This window comes from Rhodococcus aerolatus, assembly GCF_054783215.1.
This window is the reverse complement of sequence record NZ_BAAGQZ010000034.1, coordinates 1-24,131: the sequence shown is the minus strand read 5'-3', so window position 1 is coordinate 24,131 and position 24,131 is coordinate 1. Positions and strand designations below refer to the sequence as shown.

27 protein-coding genes and 1 pseudogene are annotated in these 24,131 nt (G+C 76.0%); 12 read left to right on the top strand and 16 right to left on the bottom strand.

The genetic code is table 11. From position 1 onward, the window contains the following. The 6 genes from ACYVOF_RS13095 to ACYVOF_RS13070 all read left to right on the top strand — a co-directional run. Positions 1-749 (top strand): glycerate kinase (locus ACYVOF_RS13095; protein ID WP_460867129.1); only part of this gene is annotated, 749 nt, incomplete at its 5' end. A 46-nt stretch (positions 750-795) separates the two neighbouring features. Then, positions 796-1,068 carry an MSMEG_0570 family nitrogen starvation response protein gene (locus ACYVOF_RS13090; RefSeq protein ID WP_460867136.1) on the top strand — a complete coding sequence of 91 codons (273 nt, stop codon included), beginning with the start codon at positions 796-798 and terminating at the stop codon, positions 1,066-1,068. Continuing rightward, a complete protein-coding gene (locus ACYVOF_RS13085; RefSeq protein ID WP_460867127.1) occupies positions 1,065-1,646 on the top strand; it encodes a molybdenum cofactor biosysynthesis protein in 582 nt (193 codons plus the stop codon). The genes ACYVOF_RS13090 and ACYVOF_RS13085 overlap by 4 nt, the downstream gene beginning before the upstream one ends. A 13-nt stretch (positions 1,647-1,659) precedes the next feature. After that, entirely contained in the window at positions 1,660-3,078 is a 1,419-nt protein-coding gene (locus ACYVOF_RS13080; protein WP_460867126.1) for an AMP-binding protein, read from the top strand. Positions 3,079-3,185: 107 nt separating this feature from the next. Further along, positions 3,186-3,911: a tyrosine-type recombinase/integrase gene (locus ACYVOF_RS13075; protein ID WP_460867124.1), complete on the top strand. Its 726-nt coding sequence runs from the start codon at positions 3,186-3,188 to the stop codon at positions 3,909-3,911. 54 nt (positions 3,912-3,965) lie between these two features. Further along, positions 3,966-5,108, top strand: coding sequence for an MBL fold metallo-hydrolase (locus tag ACYVOF_RS13070; RefSeq protein WP_460867122.1), 1,143 nt, complete (start codon positions 3,966-3,968; stop codon positions 5,106-5,108). Here the strand turns inward: ACYVOF_RS13070 and ACYVOF_RS13065 are convergent, their stop codons facing one another. The 10 genes from ACYVOF_RS13065 to pcaH all read right to left on the bottom strand — a co-directional run bounded on the left by ACYVOF_RS13065 (position 5,109) and on the right by pcaH (position 13,737). Next, positions 5,109-5,867 (bottom strand): VIT1/CCC1 transporter family protein, encoded by a 759-nt coding sequence (locus tag ACYVOF_RS13065; protein ID WP_460867120.1) that lies wholly within the window; start codon positions 5,865-5,867, stop codon positions 5,109-5,111. A 64-nt stretch (positions 5,868-5,931) separates the two neighbouring features. After that, positions 5,932-6,552 carry a CYTH domain-containing protein gene (locus ACYVOF_RS13060; RefSeq protein ID WP_460867119.1) on the bottom strand — a complete coding sequence of 207 codons (621 nt, stop codon included), beginning with the start codon at positions 6,550-6,552 and terminating at the stop codon, positions 5,932-5,934. After that, on the bottom strand, positions 6,549-7,349 hold the full coding sequence (locus tag ACYVOF_RS13055) for an IclR family transcriptional regulator domain-containing protein (protein WP_460867117.1): 801 nt from the start codon (positions 7,347-7,349) through the stop codon (positions 6,549-6,551). The genes ACYVOF_RS13060 and ACYVOF_RS13055 overlap by 4 nt, the downstream gene beginning before the upstream one ends. Beyond that, positions 7,346-8,533, bottom strand: coding sequence for a bifunctional 3-oxoadipate enol-lactonase/4-carboxymuconolactone decarboxylase PcaDC (gene pcaDC, locus ACYVOF_RS13050; RefSeq protein WP_460867115.1), 1,188 nt, complete (start codon positions 8,531-8,533; stop codon positions 7,346-7,348). The genes ACYVOF_RS13055 and pcaDC overlap by 4 nt, the downstream gene beginning before the upstream one ends. A 62-nt stretch (positions 8,534-8,595) precedes the next feature. Beyond that, positions 8,596-9,069, bottom strand: a complete 474-nt coding sequence (locus ACYVOF_RS13045) for a universal stress protein (protein WP_460867113.1) — start codon at positions 9,067-9,069, stop codon at positions 8,596-8,598. Next, complete coding sequence (locus ACYVOF_RS13040) at positions 9,066-10,097, bottom strand: FUSC family protein (protein WP_460867111.1); 1,032 nt, start codon at positions 10,095-10,097, stop codon at positions 9,066-9,068. Before ACYVOF_RS13040 ends, ACYVOF_RS13045 begins: the two co-directional genes overlap by 4 nt. Further along, a complete protein-coding gene (locus ACYVOF_RS13035) occupies positions 10,094-11,305 on the bottom strand; it encodes an acetyl-CoA C-acetyltransferase (protein WP_460867109.1) in 1,212 nt (403 codons plus the stop codon). Before ACYVOF_RS13035 ends, ACYVOF_RS13040 begins: the two co-directional genes overlap by 4 nt. Further along, the gene (locus ACYVOF_RS13030) at positions 11,302-12,468 is read right to left on the bottom strand and encodes a lyase family protein (protein ID WP_460867107.1); all 1,167 of its coding nucleotides are present in this window, start codon (positions 12,466-12,468) and stop codon (positions 11,302-11,304) included. Before ACYVOF_RS13030 ends, ACYVOF_RS13035 begins: the two co-directional genes overlap by 4 nt. Further along, positions 12,465-13,028 (bottom strand): protocatechuate 3,4-dioxygenase subunit alpha, encoded by a 564-nt coding sequence (pcaG, locus tag ACYVOF_RS13025; RefSeq protein WP_460867106.1) that lies wholly within the window; start codon positions 13,026-13,028, stop codon positions 12,465-12,467. The genes ACYVOF_RS13030 and pcaG overlap by 4 nt, the downstream gene beginning before the upstream one ends. Next, positions 13,021-13,737, bottom strand: coding sequence for a protocatechuate 3,4-dioxygenase subunit beta (pcaH, locus tag ACYVOF_RS13020; RefSeq protein WP_460867105.1), 717 nt, complete (start codon positions 13,735-13,737; stop codon positions 13,021-13,023). Before pcaH ends, pcaG begins: the two co-directional genes overlap by 8 nt. A gap of 157 nt (positions 13,738-13,894) precedes the next feature. Between pcaH and ACYVOF_RS13015 the strand changes: the two genes are divergently transcribed. Together ACYVOF_RS13015 and ACYVOF_RS13010 are read left to right on the top strand one after the other, a co-directional pair. After that, positions 13,895-14,644 (top strand): CoA transferase subunit A, encoded by a 750-nt coding sequence (locus ACYVOF_RS13015; RefSeq protein WP_460867134.1) that lies wholly within the window; start codon positions 13,895-13,897, stop codon positions 14,642-14,644. Then, entirely contained in the window at positions 14,641-15,267 is a 627-nt protein-coding gene (locus tag ACYVOF_RS13010; RefSeq protein ID WP_460867103.1) for a CoA transferase subunit B, read from the top strand. The genes ACYVOF_RS13015 and ACYVOF_RS13010 overlap by 4 nt, the downstream gene beginning before the upstream one ends. A 126-nt stretch (positions 15,268-15,393) precedes the next feature. Here the strand turns inward: ACYVOF_RS13010 and ACYVOF_RS13005 are convergent, their stop codons facing one another. Both ACYVOF_RS13005 and ACYVOF_RS13000 read right to left on the bottom strand, forming a co-directional pair. Continuing rightward, positions 15,394-15,576 (bottom strand): hypothetical protein, encoded by a 183-nt coding sequence (locus tag ACYVOF_RS13005; protein ID WP_460867101.1) that lies wholly within the window; start codon positions 15,574-15,576, stop codon positions 15,394-15,396. Positions 15,577-15,580: 4 nt separating this feature from the next. Further along, positions 15,581-16,231, bottom strand: a complete 651-nt coding sequence (locus ACYVOF_RS13000) for a DedA family protein (RefSeq protein ID WP_460867099.1) — start codon at positions 16,229-16,231, stop codon at positions 15,581-15,583. Between the two features lie 89 nt (positions 16,232-16,320). On the opposite strand from ACYVOF_RS13000, the gene aroQ reads away from it, so the two are divergent. From aroQ to ACYVOF_RS12985, 3 genes are read left to right on the top strand one after another with little or no spacing between them, the layout of a single operon-like run. After that, positions 16,321-16,770: a type II 3-dehydroquinate dehydratase gene (aroQ, locus tag ACYVOF_RS12995; protein WP_460867097.1), complete on the top strand. Its 450-nt coding sequence runs from the start codon at positions 16,321-16,323 to the stop codon at positions 16,768-16,770. A gap of 16 nt (positions 16,771-16,786) precedes the next feature. Continuing rightward, entirely contained in the window at positions 16,787-17,515 is a 729-nt protein-coding gene (locus ACYVOF_RS12990; RefSeq protein WP_460867133.1) for a dihydrofolate reductase family protein, read from the top strand. Continuing rightward, positions 17,512-18,411 (top strand): dihydropteroate synthase, encoded by a 900-nt coding sequence (locus tag ACYVOF_RS12985; protein ID WP_460867095.1) that lies wholly within the window; start codon positions 17,512-17,514, stop codon positions 18,409-18,411. Before ACYVOF_RS12990 ends, ACYVOF_RS12985 begins: the two co-directional genes overlap by 4 nt. On the opposite strand, the gene ACYVOF_RS12980 is transcribed toward ACYVOF_RS12985, so the two are convergent. Further along, the gene (locus tag ACYVOF_RS12980) at positions 18,404-19,177 is read right to left on the bottom strand and encodes an acetoin reductase (protein ID WP_460867093.1); all 774 of its coding nucleotides are present in this window, start codon (positions 19,175-19,177) and stop codon (positions 18,404-18,406) included. The genes ACYVOF_RS12985 and ACYVOF_RS12980 overlap by 8 nt on opposite strands. 171 nt (positions 19,178-19,348) lie before the next feature. Between ACYVOF_RS12980 and ACYVOF_RS12975 the strand changes: the two genes are divergently transcribed. Beyond that, positions 19,349-20,404, top strand: a complete 1,056-nt coding sequence (locus tag ACYVOF_RS12975) for a 2,3-butanediol dehydrogenase (protein ID WP_460867091.1) — start codon at positions 19,349-19,351, stop codon at positions 20,402-20,404. A gap of 103 nt (positions 20,405-20,507) precedes the next feature. Here the strand turns inward: ACYVOF_RS12975 and katG are convergent, their stop codons facing one another. The 3 genes and pseudogenes from katG to ACYVOF_RS12960 form a co-directional block, all read right to left on the bottom strand. Beyond that, the gene (gene katG, locus ACYVOF_RS12970; protein ID WP_460867131.1) at positions 20,508-22,682 is read right to left on the bottom strand and encodes a catalase/peroxidase HPI; all 2,175 of its coding nucleotides are present in this window, start codon (positions 22,680-22,682) and stop codon (positions 20,508-20,510) included. A gap of 64 nt (positions 22,683-22,746) precedes the next feature. Beyond that, positions 22,747-23,187, bottom strand: a complete 441-nt coding sequence (locus ACYVOF_RS12965; protein ID WP_460867089.1) for a Fur family transcriptional regulator — start codon at positions 23,185-23,187, stop codon at positions 22,747-22,749. A 143-nt stretch (positions 23,188-23,330) separates the two neighbouring features. Then, positions 23,331-24,131 (bottom strand): annotated as a pseudogene (locus ACYVOF_RS12960) (hypothetical protein); the annotation flags it as partial.

Here is a 24,131-nt window from a genome sequence, read left to right as displayed (position 1 = left end):
TGGCCGCCGGGGTGCGCCGCGTGGTGCAGGGCGTCGGCGGCAGCGCCTGCACCGACGGCGGGGCCGGGGTGCTCGTCGGCCTCGGCGCGCGGGTCCGCGACGCGGACGGCCGCGACGTCGGCCCGGGCGGGGGCGGCCTCGCCGGGGCCGCGAGCGTCGACCTCGCCGGGCTCGACCCCCGCTGGCGCGACGTCGAGGTGGTGCTGGCCGCCGACGTCGACAACCCCCTGACCGGCCCGGAGGGTGCCGCCGCGGTCTACGGGCCGCAGAAGGGCGCGACGCCGGAGCAGGTGGCCGCGCTCGACGCCGCGCTGGCCCGCTGGGGCGCGCTGGTCGACCCCGCCTCGGTCGCGCAGCCCGGGGCCGGCGCCGCGGGCGGGGTCGGGTTCGCCGCGCTCGCCGTGCTCGGGGCCACCCGCCGGCCCGGCATCGACGTGGTGCTCGAGCTGGTCGGGTTCGCCGACGCGCTGGCCGACGCCGACGTCGTCGTCACCGGGGAGGGCTCGGTGGACGCGCAGACGCTGCGCGGCAAGGCCCCCGCCGGGGTGGCCGCGGCCGCCCGCGCCGCCGGGGTGCCGGTGGTGCTGGTGTGCGGGCGCTGCGAGGTGGGCCCGGACGCGCTCGCCGCCGCCGGGGTCGTGGCCGTGCACCCGCTGTCGGACCTCGAGCCGGACCCGGCGCGCAGCCAGGCCCGGGTGGTGGAGCTGTGCGAGCAGGTCGGCGCGGCGCTCGGCGCCGGCTGGGCCTGACACCTCAGCGCAACCTGGCGTGCCTACCGTGGGGGGTGTGCCCGAGATGCTGTTCCACGTCCGCTGGCCCGACGGGACCGCCCAGGCCTGCTACTCGCCGTCCCTCGTCGTCACCGAGCACCTCGAGGTCGGCGCCCGGTACCCGGTGGCGGACTTCGTGGCCCGCACCCGGGCGGCCATGACCACGGCGAGCGAGCGGGTGCAGGCGCGGTACGGGTTCCCCTGCAGCCGGGCCGCGGCCACCCTCGCGCAGGTCGAGGCGGCCGCCGCCCGGGCCGGGGCGGGCGAGGTCCGCGTCGAGCGGTTCGACGGCGCGTGAGCGGGCACACCTACCCCGTCGAGGTCGTGGGGCTGCTGGTCTCCCCGGTGCACCGCTACGGCGGTCGGCCGCGCGACGGGGCGGCCCCGCTGCCCCCGGGCGCGGCGGCCGAGCGCCGCACCCGGGTCGAGGTGGTCGCGGGCGTCGGCGTTCCGGGTGACCGCTACGCCGGCCGGGCCGCACACCTGGGCGCCTCGGTCTCGCTGGTGGCCGTCGAGGCGCTCGAGGCGGTGGCCGCCGAGCTGGGGGCCGCACCGTTCGACTGGGCCGCCACCCGGCGCACGGTCGCCGTCCGCGGGGTCGACCTCAACGCGCTGCGCGGCGTGGACTTCACCCTGACCTGCGGCGCGCACCCGCCGGTGACCCTGGGCGGGCGCCGTCCCGCCAGCCCGTGCGCGTGGCTGGACGCGGTCCTCGTCCCCGGTGCCCACCACGGGCTGCGCGGCCGCGGCGGGCTGCGCTGCCAGGTGCTCGCCTCCGGCGTGCTCGCGCTCGGCCCCGCGGTGCTCACCTCGCCGGTGCCGCTCGACCCCGCCCGGGCCGGCCTGCCCGCGGTGCGGGCCGCCCGGCTGCCCTGACACCATCGCGGCCGTGCTGCTGAGCTCGCTGGACGCCGCCCACCCCGACCTGGCCGACGCGGTGACCGTCCTCGACCGGGGCGTCGCGCGGAGCCTGGGCCGCGCCGAGCTGGCCGCGGCGGCGGCCGCCGTGGCCGACGAGGTGGCGGGTGCCGCGCGGGTCGCGGTCCGCGCCACCGCGTCGCTGGAGACCGTGGTGGCCGTCGTCGGGTGCCTGCGGGCCGGGGTCCCGGTGGTGCCCGTGCCCGCCGACGTGGGCGAGGCCGAGCGCCGCCACGTGCTGCGCGACTCCGGGGCGCAGCTGTGGCTCACCGCGGCGGGGGAGGACGTCCCGGCCGACGTGGCGCTGCCGGTGGTCGCGGTGGACCCGGCGCGCCGCTCGGGCACCTCGCACCCCGAGCCCGACGCGGGCGCCACCGCGCTGGTCGTCTACACCTCCGGCACGACCGGCCCGCCCAAGGGCGTGCTGCTCTCCCGGGGCGCGCTGGCCGCGGGGCTGGACGCCCTGGCCGAGGCGTGGGCGTGGACCCCGGCGGACCGGCTGGTCCACGGCCTGCCGCTGTTCCACGTCCACGGCCTCGTCCTCGGGGTGCTCGGCGCGCTGCGCGTCGGCTCCCCGCTGCACCACACCGGCCGGCCGACACCCGAGGCGTACGCCGCCGGGGTGGGTGCCGGGGGGACGCTGCTGTTCGGGGTGCCCACGGTGTGGAACCGGGTGGCCGCCGACCCGGCCGCGGCCGCCGCGCTGGCCCCGGCCCGGCTGCTGGTCTCCGGCAGCGCCGCCCTGCCCGTGCGGGTGTTCGAGGCGGTGCGCGCGCTCACCGGGCACGCCCCCGTGGAGCGGTACGGCATGTCCGAGACGCTCATCACCGTGAGCGCCCGGGCCGACGGCCCGCGCCGGCCGGGCGTGGTCGGCGTGCCGGTGGCCGGGGTCGCCACCCGGCTGCGCGACGAGGCCGGCGAGCCCGTGCCGCACGACGGGGCCAGCATCGGGGAGCTGCAGGTCAGCGGACCCACCCTGTTCGACGGCTACCTCGGCCGGCCCGACGCGACCGCGGCGGCCCGCACCGCCGACGGCTGGTTCCGCACCGGGGACGTCGCCGCGATCGACGCCGAGGGGGTGCACCGCGTCGTCGGGCGCGCCTCCACCGACCTGATCAAGACGGGCGGCTACCGCGTCGGCGCCGGGGAGGTCGAGGCCGCGCTGCTCGAGCACCCCGGGGTGGCCGAGGCCGCCGTGGTCGGCGTGCCCGACGACGACCTCGGCCAGCGCGTCGTCGCGCACGTGGTGGCGGCCGGGGTCAGCGGGGCGGAGCTGGTGGACTTCGTGGCCCGGTCGCTGTCGGTGCACAAGCGCCCCCGCGAGGTGCGGGTGGTCGACGCGCTGCCCCGCAACGCCATGGGCAAGGTGCAGAAGACGCGGCTCACCTGACGGGCCCGGCGAGTCTCGACCTCTCCTCGAGACTTCTGGGGCACGATGTGCGACGCACGTGCCCCACGCACCCCACCTGACACATCCGACACACCCTGGAGGCCGACGTGGCGATCACTCGGACCGGGCCCCGCCGCGGCGGACCCGGCGAGGACCCCGACGTCTTCGTCACCGACCTGCTCCTGCCCGGGCCCCGCCGGCGCCGCGGACCGGTGCGGTGGGCGCGCGAGCAGGTCTCGACGTGGGTGGTCCCGGAGCGGGAGCCCACCCGCCCGCTCGTGCCGCTGCGCACCGGGCAGCTCGCGGCGCTGGTCGTGGCCTGCGCCGAGCACGCCACCGAGGGCACCGGGCGCCGCGACGAGGCCGTGATCCGGCTGATGTCCGAGACCGGGATGCACACCCACGAGCTGCTCGAGCTGCAGGTCGACGACGTGGGCATCGCCCAGCGCTGCGTCGTCGTCCGCTCCGGCTCGCGGCGGCGGGAGCGGCTGGTGCCCATCGGCGAGCACACCGCCCGGGTGCTCGACGCCCACCTGCAGACCCTGGCCGACGACCCGTGGCTGTGGCCCGGCTCGCACGGCGGGCCGATGTCGAGCTACGAACTGCTGGCGCTGCTGGGCAGCTACGCCAAGCGGCTGGGCTTCCGCCGCCTCGACGCCGACGTGCTGCGGCTCACCGCGGCCGTGCGCTGGCTGCAGGCGGGTGGCACGCCGGGCGGGTTCGTCACCATCGCCGGGTGGCGCCACGGTGACCCGATCGACCGCCACACCACCCCCGCCAGCGTGCTCAACGCGCTCGACCAGGCCGCGCGGCTGGCCCTGGACGACTACTAGGGGCGGCACCCTCCCGGCGGACCGGCCGCGCCCCGCGCTCCTAGGGTGGGGGCGGTGAACCCCCTCTCCGTCGCGCGCACCGTCACCCGCACCGTCTCGGCGCTGGCCTTCACCGTCCCGCTCGGGGTCGTGGTGCGGGCGGGCTGGGACCTGCCGACGCAGATCGGGGCGGGGTCGAAGGAGATCGAGGCGGTGGCGGCGGGCTCGCCGCACTTCCGCGACGGCCGTTTCGTGAACACGGTGCCCAGCTCCACGGCCGCGCCGGGCAGCGGCCCGAGCATGGCCCGCGACCTGGTCGCCCACCGCGGCGAGGGGCGCCCCAGCCGGCCCGTGCCCGTCGTCGCCCCGGTGGAGATGGCGGCCCGCGCCGGGCTCGCTGGCGACCTGGCCGCCACCTGGTTCGGCCACGCCACGGCGGTGCTCGAGGTCGACGGCGCCCGGGTGCTGGTCGACCCGGTGTTCTCCGAGCGGTGCTCGCCGTCGCCGCTCGTCGGGCCCTCGCGCATCCACCCGGTGCCCGCCCCGGTCGAGTCGCTGCCCCCGGTGGACGCGGTGCTCATCTCCCACGACCACTACGACCACCTCGACCTGGCCACGGTGCGCGCGCTGGTGGCCACCCAGGACGCCCCGTTTGTGGTGCCGCTCGGGGTCGGGGCCCACCTGCGGGGCTGGGGCGTGCCCCCCGAGCGGGTCGTCGAGCTCGACTGGGACCAGGCCCACGAGGTCGCCGGGCTCACCCTGACCTGCGTCGAGGCGCGGCACTTCTCGGGCCGCAGCCTCACCCGCAACACCACGTTGTGGTCGTCGTGGGTGGTCAGCGGCCCGCAGCACCGCGTCTTCTTCGGCGGGGACACCGGCTACCACCCCGCGTTCGCCCGGATCGGGGCCCAGCACGGCCCGTTCGACCTGACCCTGGTGCCCATCGGCGCCTACGGCGAGCAGTGGCCCGACATCCACCTCGACCCCGAGGACGCGGTGCGCGCCCACGGCGACCTGGGCGGGCGGCTGCTGCTGCCGATCCACTGGGCCACGTTCGACCTGGCCTTCCACGACTGGGCCGAGCCCCCCACCCGGCTGCTGGCCGCGGCGGCGCAGGTGGGCGCGTCCGTCGTCGTGCCCCGGCCGGGGGAGCGGGTCGACCTGGTGCTGCGCGACCCCGCCACCCCCGTCGTCGACTGGTGGTCCGAGCTGGCCTGATCAGCCGATCGCGGTGCCGAACAGGCTGCCGATCGCGTAGGTCAGGGCGAGGCCGGCGGCGCCGCCCAGGACGACGCGGGCCACCGCCCGGCCGGGGGCGCTGCCACCGATGCGTGCGCTGGTCGCCCCTGCGATGCCCAGGGCCAGGAGCACCGCGACCACGGTGACCGGCACCCGCCAGGCCTGCGGCGGCAGCAGGATCGCGACCAGCGGCAGCAGCGCGCCGAGGGTGAAGGCCACCGCCGAGGCCAGCGCCGCCTGCACGGGGTTGGCCAGGTCCTCGGGGTCGATGCCGAGCTCGGCGTCGAGGTGGGCGGCGAGGGCGTCGCGCTCGGTCAGCTCGGTGGCCACCCGCTCGGCGGTCTCGGGGCTCAGGCCCTTCGCCCGGTAGATGGCGGTGAGCTCGCGCAGCTCCTCCTCCGGCGTCTCGGCCAGCTCCGTGCGCTCCTTGGCCAGCAGCGCGGTCTCGCTGTCGCGCTGCGTGCTGACGGAGACGTACTCGCCGAGGGCCATGGAGACCGCACCGGCGACGAGCCCGGCCAGCCCGGCGGTGAACACGGGTCCGACCTCGGTGGTGGCGCCGGCGACCCCGACGACGATGCCGGCCACGGAGACGATCCCGTCGTTCGCGCCGAGGACGCCGGCGCGGAGCCAGTTGAGCTTGCCGTTGGAGGCCGCGGCGTGCGGCTCGCTGTCGTGGGTGGGCCGGCCGGCCTCGGCGGCGTCGACCTGCTCGGGTGTGGGCTGGACGTCGGTCATGTCGACCAGTGCACCACGAAACCTGGAACGGTTCCAGAAAAGGGAGCCTGTCCTCAGTCGGCTCTCAGCGGGCCCGGGGCCGGTCGGGGAGCTCGTCGCCGAGGGCGCGCGCCAGCTTCGAGGTCACGGCGGCCTCGCGCGCCCCCGCCCCGCGCAGCAGCGCGACGGCGGCGTCGAGCAGGTCGGTGCCGCCCTCGACCAGCTCGACCTCCCACTCCCGCCAGGCCCGGTCGGTGCCGGTGCGCAGGGCGGTGGCCGAGACCCGGTCGTCGCACACCTCGGCCAGCGCGGTGCCCCCGGCGTCGCGCAGCCGGTGCACGGTGCGCTCGGTGCGCAGCGCGACCACCGGGACCAGCGCCCGGCCCCTGGTCAGGTCGGCCACGCGGCGCACCAGCTCCTCGGGGGCCGCGTCGGTGGTGGCGCCGAGGGGGGCGTGGTGCTCGTCGCGCTCCCCGTCGTCGCTGGGCACCTTGAGGTGCCAGCCCGCGTCGTCCCCGCCGGTGCGCCGCCGCAGGGTGGTCCGCTGGCGCACCAGGTCGAGCTCGGCCGTGTCGTGGTAGGTCGCCTCGAGCACGTGGGTGACCGGCTCGTCCACCGAGGCCACCCCGGGCAGGCCGGCCAGGTCCGGCAGCACGGTGCCCCGGTCCACGTCGAGGGTGCGCTCGACCTCGCGGTGCGGGCTCACCCGCCCACCCCGGGACGTCGCCCCACCGGGTCCACCGCGGCGAGGTCGGCGCTGATGGCCTCGCCGCAGCGGCGCAGCACGGGCAGCACGTCGCGGCGCAGCGCGGCGGTGGGGGTGCGGGCGGCGTGGGTGGAGACGTTGGCCGCGGCCACGACGGCCCCGGCGGCGTCGTGCACCGGCACGGCGACCGAGCGCAGCCCGTCCTCGAGCTCCTGGTCGACCAGCGCGTACCCCTCGGCCCGCACCCGGGACAGCGTGCGGCGCAACGCCCGCGGGTCGGTGGTGGTGCGGGCGGTGCGCGGGGAGCGGGGCAGCCGCTCGAGCCGCGCGGCCAGCTCGTCGTCGGGCAGCGCGGCCAGCAGCACCCGGCCCATCGAGGTGGCGTGGGCGGGGAAGCGGGTGCCGATGGTGATGGCCACGGTCATGATCCGGGCGGTGGGGACGCGGGCGACGTAGACCACGTCGTCGCCGTCGAGCACCGAGACCGACGCGGACTCGTGCACCTGCTCCACGAGGGCCTCCAGGTGCGGGGCGGCGACCTCGGGCAGCGAGCGGCTCGACAGGTAGGCGAACCCCAGCTCCAGCACCCGGGGGGTCAGCGCGAACCCGCGGCCGTCGCTGCGCACGTAGCCCAGCTCGGTCAGCGTGAGCAGGAAGCGCCGGGCCGCCGCCCGGGTCAGCCCCGTGGTGCGGGCGACGTCGGAGAGCGACTGCTGGGGGTGCTCGGCGTCGAAGCTGCGGATGACGGCCAGCCCGCGGGCCAGCGACTGCACGAAGTCCGGCCGCGGCCCGGTCACGTCGCCGCCCCGTCCCCGCCCAGGTCCTCCACCGCGAGGGCCTCCACCGCCAGGGCCAGCGCCCGGTTGCCGCGGGGCACCCCGGCGTAGACGCTGGTGTGCAGCAGCACCTCCGAGACCTCCAGCGGGGTCAGCCCGTTGCGGATCGCGGCCCGCACGTGCATGGCCAGCTCGTGCTCCATGCCCAGCGCGGTCAGCGCGGCCAGCGTCACCACCGAGCGGCTGCGCCGGTCGAGCCCGGGCCGCGTCCACACCGAGCCCCAGGCGCCGGTGGTGATGACGTCCTGGAAGCCCGCCGTGAGCTCGGTGGTGGCCGCCACCGCGCGGTCGACGTGGGCGTCGCCGAGCACCGCGCGGCGCACCGCCATCCCCGCGCGGTGCAGCTCGTCGTGCTGCGACGCCCCAGTCGCCGCTGCCAGGTGCTCCAGCAGCAGTGCGGTGACGGCCCCGGCGGCCTCGAGGTTGGCCAGGTGCGCGGCCCCCTCGACGACCTCCAGCCGTGCCCCGACGACCCCGTCGGCGATGACGCGCTGGTGCTCCGGCGGGGTCGCCGGGTCCTCGCTGCCACCGATCACCAGGGTGGGGACGGCGATGCGGCCGAGGTCGGGACGGGCGTCCCAGGCGGCGAGCACCTCGCAGCAGGCGGCGTAGCCGTCGTCCGGGGTGGCGGCGACCATGGCCCGGGCGTCGGCCACCAGCCGGGGGTCCCGGGCGGCCAGGCCGGGGGTGAACCACCGCTCGACCACGGCCTCGGCGATGCTCGCCGTGCCGCCGGCGCGGACGGCGGCGGCCCGGTCGGTCCAGCTCGTCGCCCCGCCGAAGTGGGCGCTGGTGCACAGCAGGGCCAGCGAGGCGACGCGGGTCGGCTCGTGCACCGCCAGCCACTGCCCGGTGACCCCGCCGAGGCTGAGCCCGACGACGTGCGCGCGGGCCACACCGAGGTGGTCGAGCACGGCGAGCACGGCCGCCCCGAGGTCGGCGGCGGTGAGCTCGTGGTCGGGCAGCGCGGTGCCGCCGTGGCCCGGCAGGTCGACCCGCACCACCCGGTGGCGCCGGGACAGCGGGCCCACCTGCGGGTCCCACATCGCGCGGGTGGAGCCGAGCGAGCCGAGCAGGACGACGACGGGCGCGTCCGCACCGGCGCTCGCCGGGTCGGTGACGTCGTGCGCGGGGACGGTGCTCACGGGCTGCACGGTGCTCACGGGCTGCTCCACGGGGTCGGGGTTCACGGGTCGGGGGTCACGGCTCAGGGGACGACGGTCACGGGCCAGCGGCCCGAGCGGACGAGGCGGGCGGCCAGCGAGCCGACGAGGCGGTGCCCGGCGGACTCCGAGGCGCCGACGACGACGAGCTCGGCGTGCACCTCGTCGGCCACCCGGCTCAGCTCGGCGAGCGGGTCTCCGACGACGACGCGGTAGTCGACGTCCAGGCCGAGGCGGGCGGCCCCGTCGCGGACCTCGGTGCCGATGTCGTCGGCGATCTCCGCGGCCGTGCTCGCCACCGTCGCCCCCGCTCCCGGGGTCAGCGCGGCCAGCGAGCCCAGCGTGGTGGGGGCCTGCACGTGCACGACGACGAGGCGGGCGCCCTGGCGGCGGGCCAGGCCGGCCGCCCACGCCCCGGCGCGCCACGAGGTGCGGCTGCCGTCGACCCCGGCGAGCACCACGGTGGCGCCGTCGGTGCCGAGCTCGAAGCCGCCCGAGGTGTCCCAGCCGGTGCTCACGGCGTGCTCCGGGCGCGGTCGCGCAGCACCAGCGTCAGGCCGATCGCCACGGCGACGCCGAGCGCGGTGTCCAGCGCGCGGTCGCCGAGCAGCTGGCCGGCGGGCACGGGCCGGGCCAGCAGCCCGACCAGCAGAGCCAGCGGGGTGATGGCCACCAGGGCCAGGGCGTAGTTGCGCACCACCACGAGCTCGGCCAGCACCTGCAGCACCACCACCAGCAGCACCACGGCCACCCCGCTGGGGTGCAGCGCCAGCAGCCCGGCGGCGACGACGAGCCCGGCGGCGGTGCCGGCGAGGCGGGCGACGGCCCGCACCAGGCGCCCGATCACGTCGGGCGCGGCCATCGGCACCACCGCCGCGACCATGGCCCAGTACGCGTGGCCCAGCCCGAGCGCGGTGGAGGCGCCGCCGGCCAGCAGCGGGGCGAGCAGGTAGCGCAGCAGGTGCAGCCGCGCGCCCGGGCGGCGCAGCGTGCCGGCCCAGTCGGGGGCGGCGAGCCGGGGCGTGACGGGCCCGCGCCCCCACCGGGCCGAGCCCACGACGACGGCGAACGCGGCGGCCGCCCCGGCCACGAGCACGGCCGTGCCGACGTCGGCCGCCGTGGCGGGGACGGAGGCGACGACGGCGAAGCCGAACACCAGGAACAGCGGGCCCGGCGGGCGCCACGCGGCGCTGTCGGCGAGCACCGCGCCGGCCACGGCGACGAGCGAGGCCACCACCACGGCCCACCACGCCGCCCCCGGCAGCAGGGCGACGGTGGCGCCCAGGCCGACGGCCGCGGTCAGCGCGGCGCCCGCCGTCAGCTGCATCCCCGCCCGGTCCGGCAGCGCGGCGTCGCGGCCGTAGACCGAGGCGAACGCCCCGAACGCGGCGTACACCGTCCACCCCACGTGGCCGGTGAGCACGAGCGCGAGCAGCGGCACGCCGACGGAGACGCCGCAGCGCAGCGCGGCCCGGTGCGCGCCGTCGTGCGGGCCGACGCGGACCAGCGCGGCGCCGACCTGCCGGGCGGTGGACGGGGGCGTCACGCGAGCCGCTCGAACACCGCCGCCAGCCCCTGGCCGCCGCCGATGCACATGGTCTCCAGGCCGTAGCGGCCCTCGCGACGGTCGAGCTCGCGCAGCAGCGTGACCAGGATGCGCCCGCCCGTCGCGCCCACGGGGTGGCCCAGGGAGATGCCGGAGCCGTTGGGGTTCAGCCGCGGGTCCTCCGGGTCCAGGCCCCAGGTGCGCAGCACGGCCAGGGTCTGCGCGGCGAAGGCCTCGTTGAGCTCGACGAGGTCGAGCTGGTCCATGCTCAACCCGGCGCGGCCCAGGGCGGCCTCGGTGGCGGGCACGGGACCGATGCCCATGGTGCGGGGGGCGACCCCGGCCACGGCCCAGCTGACGAGGCGGGCCAGCGGGCGCAGGCCCAGGGCGGCCGCCTTCTCCGGGGTGGTCACGATCGCGAGGGCCGCACCGTCGTTCTGGCCGGACGCGTTGCCCGCGGTGACGGTCGAGTCCGGGTCGTCCCGGCCGTAGATGGCCTTCAGCTTCCCCAGCGACTCCAGGCTGGTGTCGGCGCGGATGTGCTCGTCGGTGTCGACCAGCTGCGGGTCGCCCCGGCGCTGCGGGACGGGCACCGGGACGAGCTCGTCGGTGAAGCGTCCGGCGTCCCGCGCGGCCGCGGCCTTGCGGTGCGAGGCCAGGGCGAGCGCGTCCTGGTCCTCGCGGCTGATGCCGTGCTCGCGGCGCAGGTTCTCCGCCGTCTCGATCATCCCGCCGGGGACGGGGAAGTGCTCGCCGCCCGCCGTGACCCGGCCGCGGCCGAGCCGGTCGACCAGGCCCGCGTCGGGTCCGCGCACGCCCCAGCGGATCTTGCTGGTGTAGTACTCGGCCTGGCTCATCGACTCCGCACCGCCGGCCAGCACGAGCTCGCTGGCCCCGGTCTGCACCTGCATGCACGCGTTGAGCACGGCCTGCAGCCCGGAGCCGCACCGGCGGTCCACCTGCTGGCCGGGGGTGCCGATCTCCAGGCCGGCGTCGAGCGCGGCGACCCGCCCCAGCGCGGGGGCCTCGCCGTTGGGACCGGCCTGGCCGAGGATGACGTCGTCCACGTCGTCGCCGGTGATGCCGGTGCGCGCCACCAGCTCCCGGATGACGGTGGCGGCGAGGGCCTGCACCGGCACGTCGCGGAACTGGCCGCCGAACCCCCCGACGGGGGTGCGCAGCGGCTCGCAGATGACGGCGTCGGTCACGGTGTCTCCAGTCGGTGGGTGGGTCGGGCGTCCAGGGTGCGGTCGACGATCTCCCCGGCGTGCCCGGTGTCGGGCGGGGTGTCGCTCAGGGCGGGGGTGCCGGTGAGGGCGAGGTTGGCCGCGCACCGCTCGGGGTTCACGCGCAGCCCGGTCAGGCTGGTGCGCAGCTGGTGGGCGGCCCCGCCGGCGAGGCGGAGCAGGTCGGTCACCGTCTCCCACTCGGCGTGCCAGCCGCCGGTGGCGCGGGCCAGCTCGTGGTCGGCGTTGGCCAGCACGGTGGCGACCAGCCCGGGGCAGCGGCGGGATGCCGCACGGGCGGTGACGGCGGCGACGGGGTTGGCCTTGTGCGCCATGGCCGACGAGGCACCCGGGTGCGCCTCGGCCACCTCGCCCACCTCGGTGCCGGCGAGCCACACCACGTCGGTGGCGGGCTTGGACACCGCCGCGGCCACGGCCCCCAGCGCGGTGGCCAGGGCGACGACGCGGTGGCGCTCGGTGTGCCAGGGCACCGCCTGCCGCGGCAGGCCCAGCTCGTCGGCCAGCGCGTCGGCCACGGCGAACCCGTGCGGGTGCAGCGCGGCCAGGGTGCCTGCGGCCCCGCCGAGGGAGACGGGCAGGGCCGCCACGGCGGCCAGCAGCCCGGCCAGGGCCGCGTCGAGCCCGGTGCACCAGCCCGCGGCCAGCGCGCCGACCGTGGTGGGCACCGCCTGCTGCCCCAGCGTCCGTGCGGCGCAGGCGGTGTCGCGGTGGTCCCGGGCCAGGTCGGCGGCCGCGTCGGCGGCGGCGGCGAGGTCGGCGAGCACCAGCGGGGCGGCGCGGCGCACCAGCAGCACCAGAGCGGTGTCGACCACGTCCTGGCTGGTCGCGCCCGGGTGCACGGCCCCGGCGGGGACGGGGGCCGCGGCGCGCAGCAGCCGCACCACCTCGAGCACCGGGTTGCCCGCCGCGGCCGCGGCCCGCCCCAGCGCGGGCACGTCGACCTCCATCGTGGCCGCGGTGGCGGTGACCGCGGCGGCGTGGTCGGGGTCGACGAGGCCGTGGCGGGCCGCGGCCCGGCTCAGCGCGGCCTCGACGTCGAGCAGCGCCCTCACCCAGGCGTCGTCCCCCAGGGCGGCGCCGAGCTCGGCGCCGCCCAGCACGGGGTCGAGCAGCGCGCCCCTCACACGGCCAGGAACGGGGTCTGGGCCGCGCCCTGCAGCGCCACGGTGAGCGCGTACCCGCGCTCGGTGGCGGTGGCCACGAGGCGGTCGCGGCGGTCGGCGGGCAGTGAGGCCAGCAGCGGGTCGGTGGCGTTGGCGTCGGCCTCGTCGGGGAAGTAGAGCCGGGTGACGACGCGGTCGAGCAGGCCGCGGGCGAAGACGGAGACATCGACGTGCGGGGCCTCGGTGCGGCCCTCCTCCGCCGGCAGCGGGCCGGGCTTGACCGTGGTCAGGCGCACGGTGCCCGTCGCGTCGGCCTCCCCGCGGCCGAAGCCGCGGAAACCGGGCGGGGTGGGGTCGGCGGCCCCGCGGGGGTCGTCGGGGTGGTCGAAGCGCCCGGCGGCGTCGGCCTGCCAGGTCTCCACCATCGCATCGGGCACCGGGTCACCCGCGCCGTCGAGCACGGTGACGGCCAGCTCGAGCGCACCGGGGGCGTCGGCGGGGACCACGACCGCGCCGTCGTCCCAAGAAAGTCCGATGTGGAGGTACGGTCCGACGGTCTGCGAGGGCGTCAGCTCAGGCATGCTCGCCCTCGCCCTCGAAGATGCTGGCGCCGGTGCCGCGCAGCACCACGTCGAAGCGGAAGCCCAGCGCCCAGCTCTCCTGCGTCACGGTGTGGTCGTAGGCGCTGACGAGGCGGTGGCGCGCGTTCTCCGGCACCGCGTTGTAGATGGGGTCCTGGGGGAACAGCGGGTCGTCGGGGAAGTACATCTGGGTGACGAGCCGCTGGGTGAAGGCGCGGCCGAACAGCGAGAGGTGGATGTGCGCGGGCCGCCAGGCGTTGGCGTGGTTGCCCCAAGGGTAGGCGCCGGGCTTGATGGTGGTGAAGCGGTACCAGCCCTGCGCGTCGGTCACCACGCGGCCCAGGCCGGTGAAGTGGGGGTCCAGCGGGGCGGGCCAGGAGTCGCGGGCGTGCCGGTAGCGCCCGGCCGCGTTGGCCTGCCAGATCTCCACCAGGGTGTCGGGCACGGCGCGGCCGTCGGAGTCCAGGACGCGGCCGGTGACGATGATGCGCTGGCCCTGCGCCTCCCCGCCGAGGGCCAGGGTGAGGTCGTCGTCGCCCTCGCGCACCCGGTCGTGGCCGAACACCGGGCCGGTCAGCTCGGTGAGCCGCTGCGGGGTGACCACGAGCTCCTCGCTCGGGTGGCGGAGCTTCGTGGAGCCGTACTCGGGGGAGTCGAGCGGCGCGTGGGTGTCCACCGCGGCCGGGTAGCTGGGGGGCAGGTGGAGCACGGTGACCTCGGCTCAGTCGGGGGTTCGTGCGGTGTGCGCACGCGCGGACGCAGTGCGAACGAGACTAGGCGGCGGTGCGGCCCCGGGCAAGACGTCGTGTGCGCAGTGCGCACGCATGTTCTCAGGGCGTGCGACGCGGGTTACAGTGCCGACCATGATGGACAAGGTGGTCGCATCGGCGGCCGAGGCGGTGGCGGACGTCGCCGACGGGGCGTCGATCGCGGTCGGCGGGTTCGGGCTCTGCGGGGTGCCGGAGGCGCTCATCGAGGCGCTGCACGCCCACGGCGCGACCGACCTGGAGACGGTGAGCAACAACTGCGGCGTCGACGGACTGGCGCTGGGCATCCTGCTCGCGGCCGGTCGCATCCGGCGCACGATCGGCTCCTACGTCGGTGAGAACAAGGAGTTCGCCCGGCGCTACCTCGGCGGCGAGATGGAGGTCGAGCTGACCCCCCAGGGCACGCTGGCCGAGCGGCTGCGCGCCGGGGGCGCCGGCATCCCCGCGTTCTACACCCCGGCCGGGGTGGGCACCCAGGTCGCCGAGGGCGGTCTGCCTTGGCGCTACGACGGCAACGGGGGCATCGCGGTGGCCAGCCCGCCCAAGGAGGTGCGGGTGTTCGGCGACCGGCGCTACGTCCTGGAGGAGGCCATCACCACCGACTTCGCCTTCGTGCGCGCGTGGAAGGGCGACCGGCACGGCAACCTCGTCTACCGGCTCAGCTCGCAGAACTTCAACCCGGACTGCGCCTCCGCGGGCCGGGTCACGATCGCCCAGGTCGACGAGCTCGTCGAGCCCGGCGAGCTCGACCCGGCCCAGGTGCACACCCCCGGGATCATGGTCCAGCGCGTGGTGCACGTGCCGGACGCCCCCAAGCGCGTCGAGAAGCGGACGGTGACCCCCCGATGAGCCTGAGCAGGGACGACCTCGCGGCCCGGGTGGCCGCCGAGCTGCACGACGGGCAGTACGTCAACCTGGGCATCGGCATGCCGACCCTGGTGCCCGGTCACATCCCGGACGACGTCACCGTGGTGCTGCACTCGGAGAACGGCGTGCTCGGCGTGGGGCCGTACCCCTACGACGAGGACGTCGACGGCGACCTCATCAACGCGGGGAAGGAGACCATCACCACCCGCGACGGGGCCAGCTTCTTCGGGTCCTCGGCCAGCTTCGGGATGATCCGCGGCGGGCACGTCGACGTCGCGGTGCTCGGGGCCATGCAGGTCAGCGCCACCGGCGACCTGGCCAACTGGATGATCCCCGGCAAGATGGTCAAGGGGATGGGCGGGGCGATGGACCTCGTGCACGGTGCGGAGAAGGTCATCGTGATGATGGACCACACCTCGCGCGACGGGGAGCCCAAGGTCCTCGAGGTGTGCACCCTGCCGCTGACCGGGCAGGGCTGCGTCGACCGGATCATCACCGACCTCGCCGTCATCGACGTGACCCCCGACGGGCTCACCCTCGTCGAGTGCGCTCCCGGCGTCAGCGAGGACGAGGTCCGCGAGAAGACCGGCGCCACGCTGCACTGAGCGACCTCGCGATTAGCCCACATCGCGCGCTCCCCGGCCCCGCCGTCCCGCGCTCCGCGCACTCAGCGCGGTCTGCGGGCGTCCTGGGGCGCGCTGAGTGGGCGAAACGCGGGGAGGTCGGGCGCGCTACTCGTCGCCGGACTCGTAGGCGACGCGCTCCTCGGACTCCTCGAGCAGGGCCTCGGCCTGCGCCTGCGGGTCGTCGCTGCCGGCCACCTGCTCCTCGGGCAGCAGCTGCTCGGCGCGGTGGGCGACCTGCTCCTCGCTGGGCTCGGTGGGCCGGTCGGTGCTCTCGTCAGCGGTGCTCATGGGCTCATCCAACCCGTGCCGCGCGCGCCTTGCGCACCCGGCGCACCACCAGCCAGACCACGAACGCCCCGGCCGCGGCGTAGACGGCGGTGTTCAGCCAGCCGGCGTAGCGCTCCACGAGCTCGTACTGGGTGCCCAGCGCGGCGCCCGCCAGCACCAGCAGGGCGTTCCAGGCCAGGCTGCCCAGCGTGGTCAGCAGGGTGAACCGCAGCACGGGCATCCGCTCAGCCCCGGCGGGCAGCGAGACCAGGCTGCGCACCCCCGGCACCAGGCGGCCGATGAGCACCGCCGACGGCCCGTGCCGGTGGAACCAGTCCGCCGCGGCGTCGACGTCCTCCCGGTCGAGCAGCGGCAGCCGCGCCAACAGCCGGGTCGCCCGTTCGTAGCCCAGCGCGGCCCCTGCCCAGTAGAGGCCGAGCGCGCCGAGCACCGAGCCGACCGTGGCCAGCACGAGGACGCCGACGAGCGAGAGGTCGCCGCGCGCCGAGAGGTACCCCGCCAGCGGCAGGACCACCTCGCTGGGGATGGGCGGGAACACGGTCTCCGCGAGGGTCAGCGCCCCGACGCCGACCTCGCCGAGGGTGGTCATGAGGTCGGCGACGAACCCGGTGAGTCCCGTCAGCCCGGCGGTGTCGGCAGCCTGGGTCAAGAGCACGTAAACCAGCCTACCGACGGGAGGGGGACGGTCCGCCCGGTCGTCTGGTGGGATGGGCCACGAATCGGACGCGACGACGGAGGTGCGCGATGAGCGCGGTGCTCGTGCTCAACGGCCCGAACCTGAACCTGCTGGGCACCCGCCAGCCCGAGGTCTACGGCACGGCGACGCTGGCGGACGTCGAGGCGCTGTGCGAGCGCACCGGGGCCGAGCTCGGCGTGGCGGTGGAGTGCCGGCAGTCCAACCACGAGGGCGAGCTCATCGACTGGCTCCACGAGGCGGGCCGACGGGTGGCCTCGGGCGAGCTGCTCGGCGTCGTGCTCAACGCCGGGTCCTACACCCACACCTCGATCGGCCTGCGCGACGCGATCGCCGGGGCGCAGGTGCCCACCGTCGAGGTGCACGTCTCGAACGTGCACGCCCGCGAAGAGTTCCGGCACCACTCCTACCTGTCGGCCGTGGCGGTGGGGGTGGTCGTCGGGTTCGGCGTGCAGGGCTACGCGCTGGCGCTCCGGGGCCTGGTGACGGCCACGCAGTAGGTTCGCGGGCGTGGACATGGTCTTCCCGACGCCCGCCCGCTCCCTCTCCCCGGACGACGTGCTCGACGCCTACCCGTGGCCGGACGAGGGCCGGTGGGTGCGGGCGATGATGGTGACCACGCTCGACGGGGCCGCCGCCGGCCCGGACGGCCTCAGCGACTCCATCTCCTCCTCGGTCGACCGCGACGTGTTCGACGCGGTGCGCCGCCTCGCCGACGCCGTGCTCGTCGGGGCGGGGACGCTGCGCGCGGAGCAGTACGGGCCGATGGTCGCCGACGAGGCCGACGCCGACCGGCGCCGCGCGGGGGGGCAGGCGGCCGCGCCGCGCCTCGCCGTGGTGTCGGGCTCGCTCGACCTGCCGTGGGAGCTGCCGGTGTGGGCCGGGTCCGACCAGCCGCCGCTGGTGCTCACCACGACCACGGCCGACGCCACCGCGCTGGCCACGGCGCGCGAGCACACCACCGTCGTGGTGCTGCCCGACCTCGAGCCGGCCTCGCTGCTCGGCGCCCTGACCGACGCCGGGCTGCGGCGCATCGTCTGCGAGGGCGGGCCGTCGCTGCTCGAGGCCGTCGTCGCCGCCGACCTGCTCGACGAGGCCGACATCACCGTCTCGCCCATGTTCGCCGGCACCGCGCAGACCCCGCGCACGCACGGTCTCGAGGCGGTCGCCCGCTTCGAGCTCGCCCACCTGCTCACCGCCGAGAGCTTCCTCATGGCCCGCTACACCCGGCCCGCGCGCTCGTGATCTCGCTGCGCGAGCTGGCCGCGCTCGCGGCGGAGCACGCCGAGGACCTCGACCACCCCGTCGCCCCGTTCCGGGTGGGCGACGTCGAGCTCGACACCGACGCCGCGCCCGCACTCATGGGCGTCATCAACCTGTCCCAGGACTCCTGGTACCGGGAGAGCGTGTCCCCCTCCACGGCGCAGGCGGTGCGGCGGGGGACGGTGCTGGCCGCGCAGGGCGCCGCGTTCGTCGACGTCGGGGCCGAGTCGGTGGTGGCGGGCTCGGCGCGGGTCGGGCCGGATGACCAGGTGCGTGCGTTGGTGCCGGTGGTGGCGGGCCTGGCCGAGGCGGGCGTGGCGACGTCGGTGGAGAGCTACGACCCGCAGGTGGTCTCGGCCGTGCTCGCCGCCGGGGCCCGGGTGGTGAACCTGACCGGCTCGGCCGACGACGACGCGATGTTCACCCTCGCCGCCGAGCACGACGCGGCGCTGGTGCTGTGCCACGTGCTGGGGGAGAACCCCCGCGAGCTCTCCGACGTGCCCGTCGAGTCCGACCCCTACCCGGCCATGGCCGAGCAGTTCGCCCGCCGCGTCGCCCGGGCCCGCGAGCTCGGGGTGACGGCAGGGATCTGCCTGGACCCCGGGGTCGGTTTCGGGTTCCGGCGGCTGGCCGGCTCGCGGGAGCGGGTGCGCCACCAGGCCGCGGTGCTGCTGGGCAGCTTCCGGCTGCGTCGCCTCGGCCTGCCCGTGTGCCACGCCCTGCCCAGCGGGCTGGACTACTTCGAGGACGAGACCCGCACCGCCGAGGGCTTCTTCGCGGTGCTCGCCGCACTGGGTGGCACCGGGGTGTACCGCACGCACGAGGTGCCCCGGGTGCGCGCGGTGCTGGCCGCGATGGCGGACCTGCCCGTCAGCTGAAGATCATCCCGCCGTCGACCAGGATGGACTGCCCGGTGACGTACTGGGAGTCCGGACCGGCCAGGAACGAGACCAGCCCGGCGACGTCCTCCCCGGTGGAGACCCGGCCCAGGGTGATGCCCGCGGCCATCGCCTTCATCGACTCACCCTTGCCGACGTGGTTGATCTCGCCGAGGTCGCGGTCGATCTCCTCCCACATCGTGGTGTCGACGATGCCGGGGCAGTAGGCGTTGACGGTGATGCCGTGCTCCGCCCACTCCTGCGCTGCGGACTGGGTCAGCGAGCGGACCGCGAACTTGGTGGAGCAGTACACCCCGAGCAGCGCGAACCCCTTGTGCGCCGCGATCGACGCCGCGCCGATGATCTTCCCCCCGCTGCCCTGGGCGATCATCTGCCGTGCCGCCGCGGTGTAGCAGAGGAACACCCCGCGGCCGTTGACGGCGTGGATGCGGTCGAACTCCTCCGGGGTGACGTCGAGCAGCGCCTTGGTCTGCGCGACCCCGGCGTTGGCCACCATCACGTCGAGCGAACCGAGCCCGGCGGCGGTGTCGGCGACGAGGGCGTCGACCGACGCGGGGTCGGAGACGTCACCGGTCAGGGCGAGGCCGCGCACGCCGGCCTCCTCCACCGCCCGACGGGTGCCGTCGAGCTCGTCGGCCATGGCGGGCAGGTCGGAGACGGCGACGTCGTGGCCGTCGGCCGCCAGCCGCAGGGCGATCGAGCGACCGATCCCGCGCGCGGCGCCGGTGACGTGGGCTGTGGACATGGGGGCCTCCCTGGGTGCTGCGGCGTGGTCCGCCGTGGTCGGGCCGACGTTATGAGCGGCCACCGCGGCGGCACAGGGTTGCACCGGGTTGCGGGTGCAAGGGGCTGCAACCCTGGTCAGGGCTGCAGGCGGGGCGTCTGCTCGGGGCGACGACCCGACCCAGGAGGACCCATGAAGGCAGCGCGCTACCACGGCAACCGAGACCTGCGGATCGAGGAGGTCGACGAGCCGACCGTCCGCCCCGGCACCATCAAGGTGCGGGTGGAGTGGTGCGGCATCTGCGGCACCGACCTGCACGAGTTCGAGGACGGCCCCATCTTCTGCCCCACCGCGGCCGCGCCGCACCCCATCTCGGGGGAGTCGGTGCCCGTCACCCTTGGCCACGAGTTCGCCGGCGTGGTGGAGGAGCTCGGCGAGGGCGTCTCCGGGCACGAGGTGGGCGACCGGGTCGTCGTGGAGCCGTACCTGGTGTGCGGGCACTGCGAGTTCTGCCGAGAGGGCCGCTACAACCTGTGCACCACGATGGGGTTCATCGGCCTCTCCGGGGGCGGCGGCGGGTTCAGCGAGCACGTCGTCGCGCCGGCCGAGAGGGTGTTCGCGCTCGGCGACCTGTCCACCGAGATCGGGGCGCTCGTCGAGCCGCTGGCCGTCGGGTTCCACGCCGTGCGCCGCTCGGGCATCACCGCCGGGCAGACCGCGGCCGTCCACGGCGCCGGGCCGATCGGGCTGATGACCATCGCGTGCCTGCGGGCCATCGGGGTCGAGACGGTGATCAGCTCGGAGATGTCCGACGTGCGCAAGGCCAAGGCGCCGGGCGCGGGCGCCACCACGGTGCTCGACCCGTCGGAGGTCGACGTGGTCGAGCGCATCCACGAGCTCACCGACGGCCGCGGGGTCGACGTCTCCTTCGAGTGCGTCGGGGCGTCCCCGGCGCTGCAGGCGGCGCTGGACGGCACCAAGAACGGCGGCACCGTGGTCAACGTGTCGATCTGGGGCCGCAAGGCCGAGATCGACATGTTCGGCCTCGTCATGCGCGAGCTGAACCTCATCGGCACAGCCGCCTACTGCGGGGAGCACGCCGCGGTCATCGAGCTGCTGCAGCAGGGCAAGATCCCGGCCGAGCAGTTCATCACCGGGCGCATCGCGGTGGACGACATCATCGCCGGCGGGTTCACCGAGCTGCTGGAGAACAAGGACGAGAACGTCAAGATCCTCGTCCACCCCTGACGGGGCCCCGACGACCGGACGCCCGGGCCGACCCCGTGGGGCCGACCCGGGCGTCCGGGGTCGAGATCAGCCGCGCGTCAGGCGGTGTGCCTCACGCGGTGGCTCAGAGGGCGACGTCGTACCGGTCGAGGTTCATGACCTTGTCCCAGGCCTTGACGAAGTCCGCGACGAACTTGTCCTGGGCGTCGTCGGAGGCGTAGACCTCGGCGACGGCCCGCAGCTCGGAGTTCGACCCGAAGAGCAGGTCGACCCGGCTGCCGGTGGCCACGACCGCGCCCGAGGCGTCGCGACGCTCGTACGAGCCGTCCTCCGCCGGGACCCAGGTGCTGCCCATGTCGAGCAGGCTGCGGAAGAAGTCGTTCGTCAGCTGGCCCGGGCGCTCGGTGAGCACGCCCTGGGTGGAACCGCCGTGGTTGGCGCCCAGCGCCCGCATGCCGCCGACGAGCACGGTCATCTCCGGCGCCGAGAGGGTGAGCAGGTTCGCCCGGTCCACCAGCAGGTACTCCGCGGGGAGCCGGTCGGCCTTGCCCACGTAGTTGCGGAACCCGTCCGAGGACGGCTCCATCCAGCTGAACGACTCCTCGTCGGTCATCTCCTGCGAGGCGTCGGTGCGGCCCGGGGTGAAGGGCACGGTGACGGGGTGCCCGGCGTCGGCCGCGGCCTTCTCCACCGCCGCGCAGCCGCCGAGGACCACGAGGTCGGCGAAGGACACGGTGCCGGAGAACGAGGACTGGATGCCCTCGAGGGTGCGGATGACCCCGCCGAGCTCGTCGGGCTCGTTGACCGCCCAGCTGCGCTGCGGCTCCAGGCGGATGCGGCCACCGTTGGCGCCGCCGCGCTTGTCGCTGCCGCGGAAGGACGACGCCGCGCCCCACGCGGTCTTGACCAGCTGCGCCACGGTGAGCCCGGAGTCCAGCACCAGGTTCTTCAGCTCGGCGACCTGGTCGTCGGTCAGCGTGTAGTCACCGCGGGCCGGGACCGGGTCCTGCCACACCAGCTCCTCCGCCGGCACCAGCGGGCCGAGGTAGCGCTGCTTGGGGCCCATGTCGCGGTGGGTGAGCTTGTACCAGGCGCGGGCGAACTTGTCGGCGAACTCGTCGGGGTTCGCCAGGTAGCGCCGGGTGATCTCCTCGTACACCGGGTCCGCGCGCAGCGCGATGTCCGAGGTGAGCATGGTCGGGTAGCGGGTGAGCTCGCCGGACTCCGGGTCGGGCACCGTGCCCGCGCCCTCACCGTTCTTCGGCCGCCACTGGTGCGCGCCGGCGGGGCTCTTCTCCAGCTCCCACTCGTACTTGTAGAGGTTCTCCAGGTAGCTCATCGACCACTGCACCGGGGTGGAGGTCCAGGTGACCTCGATGCCGGAGGTGATGGTGTCGCGGCCCTTGCCGGAGCCGAAGCTGTTGCGCCAGCCCAGGCCCTGCTCCTCGAGCGGGGCGGCCTCGGGCTCGGGGCCGACGTGCGGGTCGGGGTCGGCCGCACCGTGGGTCTTGCCGAAGGTGTGCCCGCCCGCGATGAGGGCGACGGTCTCCTCGTCGTTCATGGCCATGCGGCCGAACGTCTCGCGGATGTCGCGGGCGGAGGCCAGCGGGTCCGGGACGCCGTTGGGGCCCTCGGGGTTGACGTAGATGAGTCCCATCTGGACGGCCGCGAGCGGGCCGGTCAGCTTGTGCTCGTCGTCGTAGCGCTCGTCACCGAGCCAGGTCTGCTCCGGGCCCCAGTAGACGTCCTCGTCGGGCTCCCAGACGTCGGGGCGGCCGCCGGCGTAGCCGAAGGTGCTGAAGCCCATGGTCTCCAGGGCGCGGTTGCCGGTGAGCACGATCAGGTCGCCCCAGGAGAGCTTCTTGCCGTACTTCTGCTTGATCGGCCACAGCAGGCGGCGGGCCTTGTCGAGGTTGGCGTTGTCGGGCCAGGAGTTCAGCGGGGCGAAGCGCTGCATGCCCGCGCCCGAGCCGCCGCGGCCGTCGGACACCCGGTAGGTGCCGGCGCTGTGCCAGGCCATGCGGATGAAGAAGCCGCCGTAGTGGCCGAAGTCGGCGGGCCACCAGTCCTGCGACGTCGTCATGACCTCGTCGATGTCGGCAATCACGGCGTCGAGGTCGAGGGAGCTGAACTCCTTCGCGTAGTCGAACTCCTCGCCCATCGGGTTCGCGACGGCGGGGTGCTTGCGCAGGATCTTCAGGTTGAGCTGGTTGGGCCACCAGTCCTGGTTCGACCCGCCCTCGGTGGGGTGGGAGAAGTGGCCGCCGACGGGGCAGCCACCGGCCTGCTCGTCGTCCATCTTGGACTCGACGGTCACGTGGTCGGTCTCGGTCACGGGATTTCCTTCCGGGTGGGGAGAGGGGTCAGCTGGGGGTGTGGGAGGTGCGGGCGGCGCAGTCGGGGCACAGGCCCCAGTAGACGACCTCGGCCTCGTCGATGACGAAGCCGTGGTCGTCGGACGGGGTCAGGCAGGGCGCCGCGCCGACGGCGCAGTCGACGTCGACGATGTCGCCGCAGGAGCGGCACACGGCGTGGTGGTGGTTGTCCCCGGTGCGGGCCTCGTAGCGGGCGACGGAGCCGGCGGGCTCGATGCGGCGCAGCAGGCCGGCGGTGGTGAGCGCGCGCAGCGCGTCGTACACGGCCTGGTGCGACACCGCGGGCAGCGTCGCGCGCACGCCGCGCAGCACGTCGTCGGTGCTGGCGTGGGGGTGGGCCTGCACGGCGGCGAGCACCGCACGTCGCGGGCGCGTCACGCGCAGCGCAGCGCCGCGCAGCGCCTGCTCGACCTCGACCGTGTCCGTCATCGCGTCCGAGCATGGACGCTTTTCTGGAACGAGTCAAGGAAACGGGGGTCGGCTCCTGGTCCTCCCCGTGATCAACAGGATTTGGGAGCGCCCCGGCGCCCCGCTCGCCGCACTGGTGTCCTGCTGATCACCCGGGGCTGCGCTCAGCGCGTGGTCGTCGTGGTGGCGGTGGTCGAGGTCGTGGTGGTGGTGGTGGTGGTCGTCGTCGTGCTGGTCGGTGCCGTCGTGGTCGTGGCCGTCGTCGAGGGCGGGGTGGTGGTGGAGGAGGTCGGGGTGGTGCTGGCCGTGGGCGGTCCGCTGCGCAGCAGGGCGGCGAGCTGCGGGGAGTCCACGACGAGGTCGTCGGCGGCGGCGGTCGTGGTCGCCGTGGCGGACGACGTGGCGGTCGCGCTCGAGCCGCCGGCCGGGGTGACGGTGAAGGCGACCTGCTCGGTGCGGGTGTCCCCACCGTCGAGGGTGAGCAGCAGCGCGGCGGTGACCGTGCCGTCGGCGCCCGCGGAGACGGACCCGGTCTCGAGCGAGGAGATCCCGTCGACGAACGTCGTGGCCGCGGACCCCGTGCCGCGCAGGCTCGGTCCGGCTGAGGCGACCGCGCCGGCGGGGTCGGTGGCCAGCTCGTCGAGCAGGTCGCGCACGGCCTGCTCGGCGGCCGCGGGGGCGACCCGGGCGGTGGTCGTGGTGGGGGTGGCGGAGACCGTCGAGCTCGGCGGCGCCGCGACCGGGGGCGGCGGTGTGGAGCGGGAGAAGGCGAAGCCCGCGCCGGCGGCGACCACGACGACGGCGACGCCCAGCGCGAGCAGGGCGGGGTGGGCGAGCAGCGCGGCCAGCAGGCCGGCCTTGGCGGTCGCGCCCGCGGCGACGGCCCCGGTCTCCGCGGCCACCGCCCCGGTCTCGGCCGCCGCGGCAGCGGGCACGGTGGCGCTCGCCGCGCCCCCGGCCGCTCC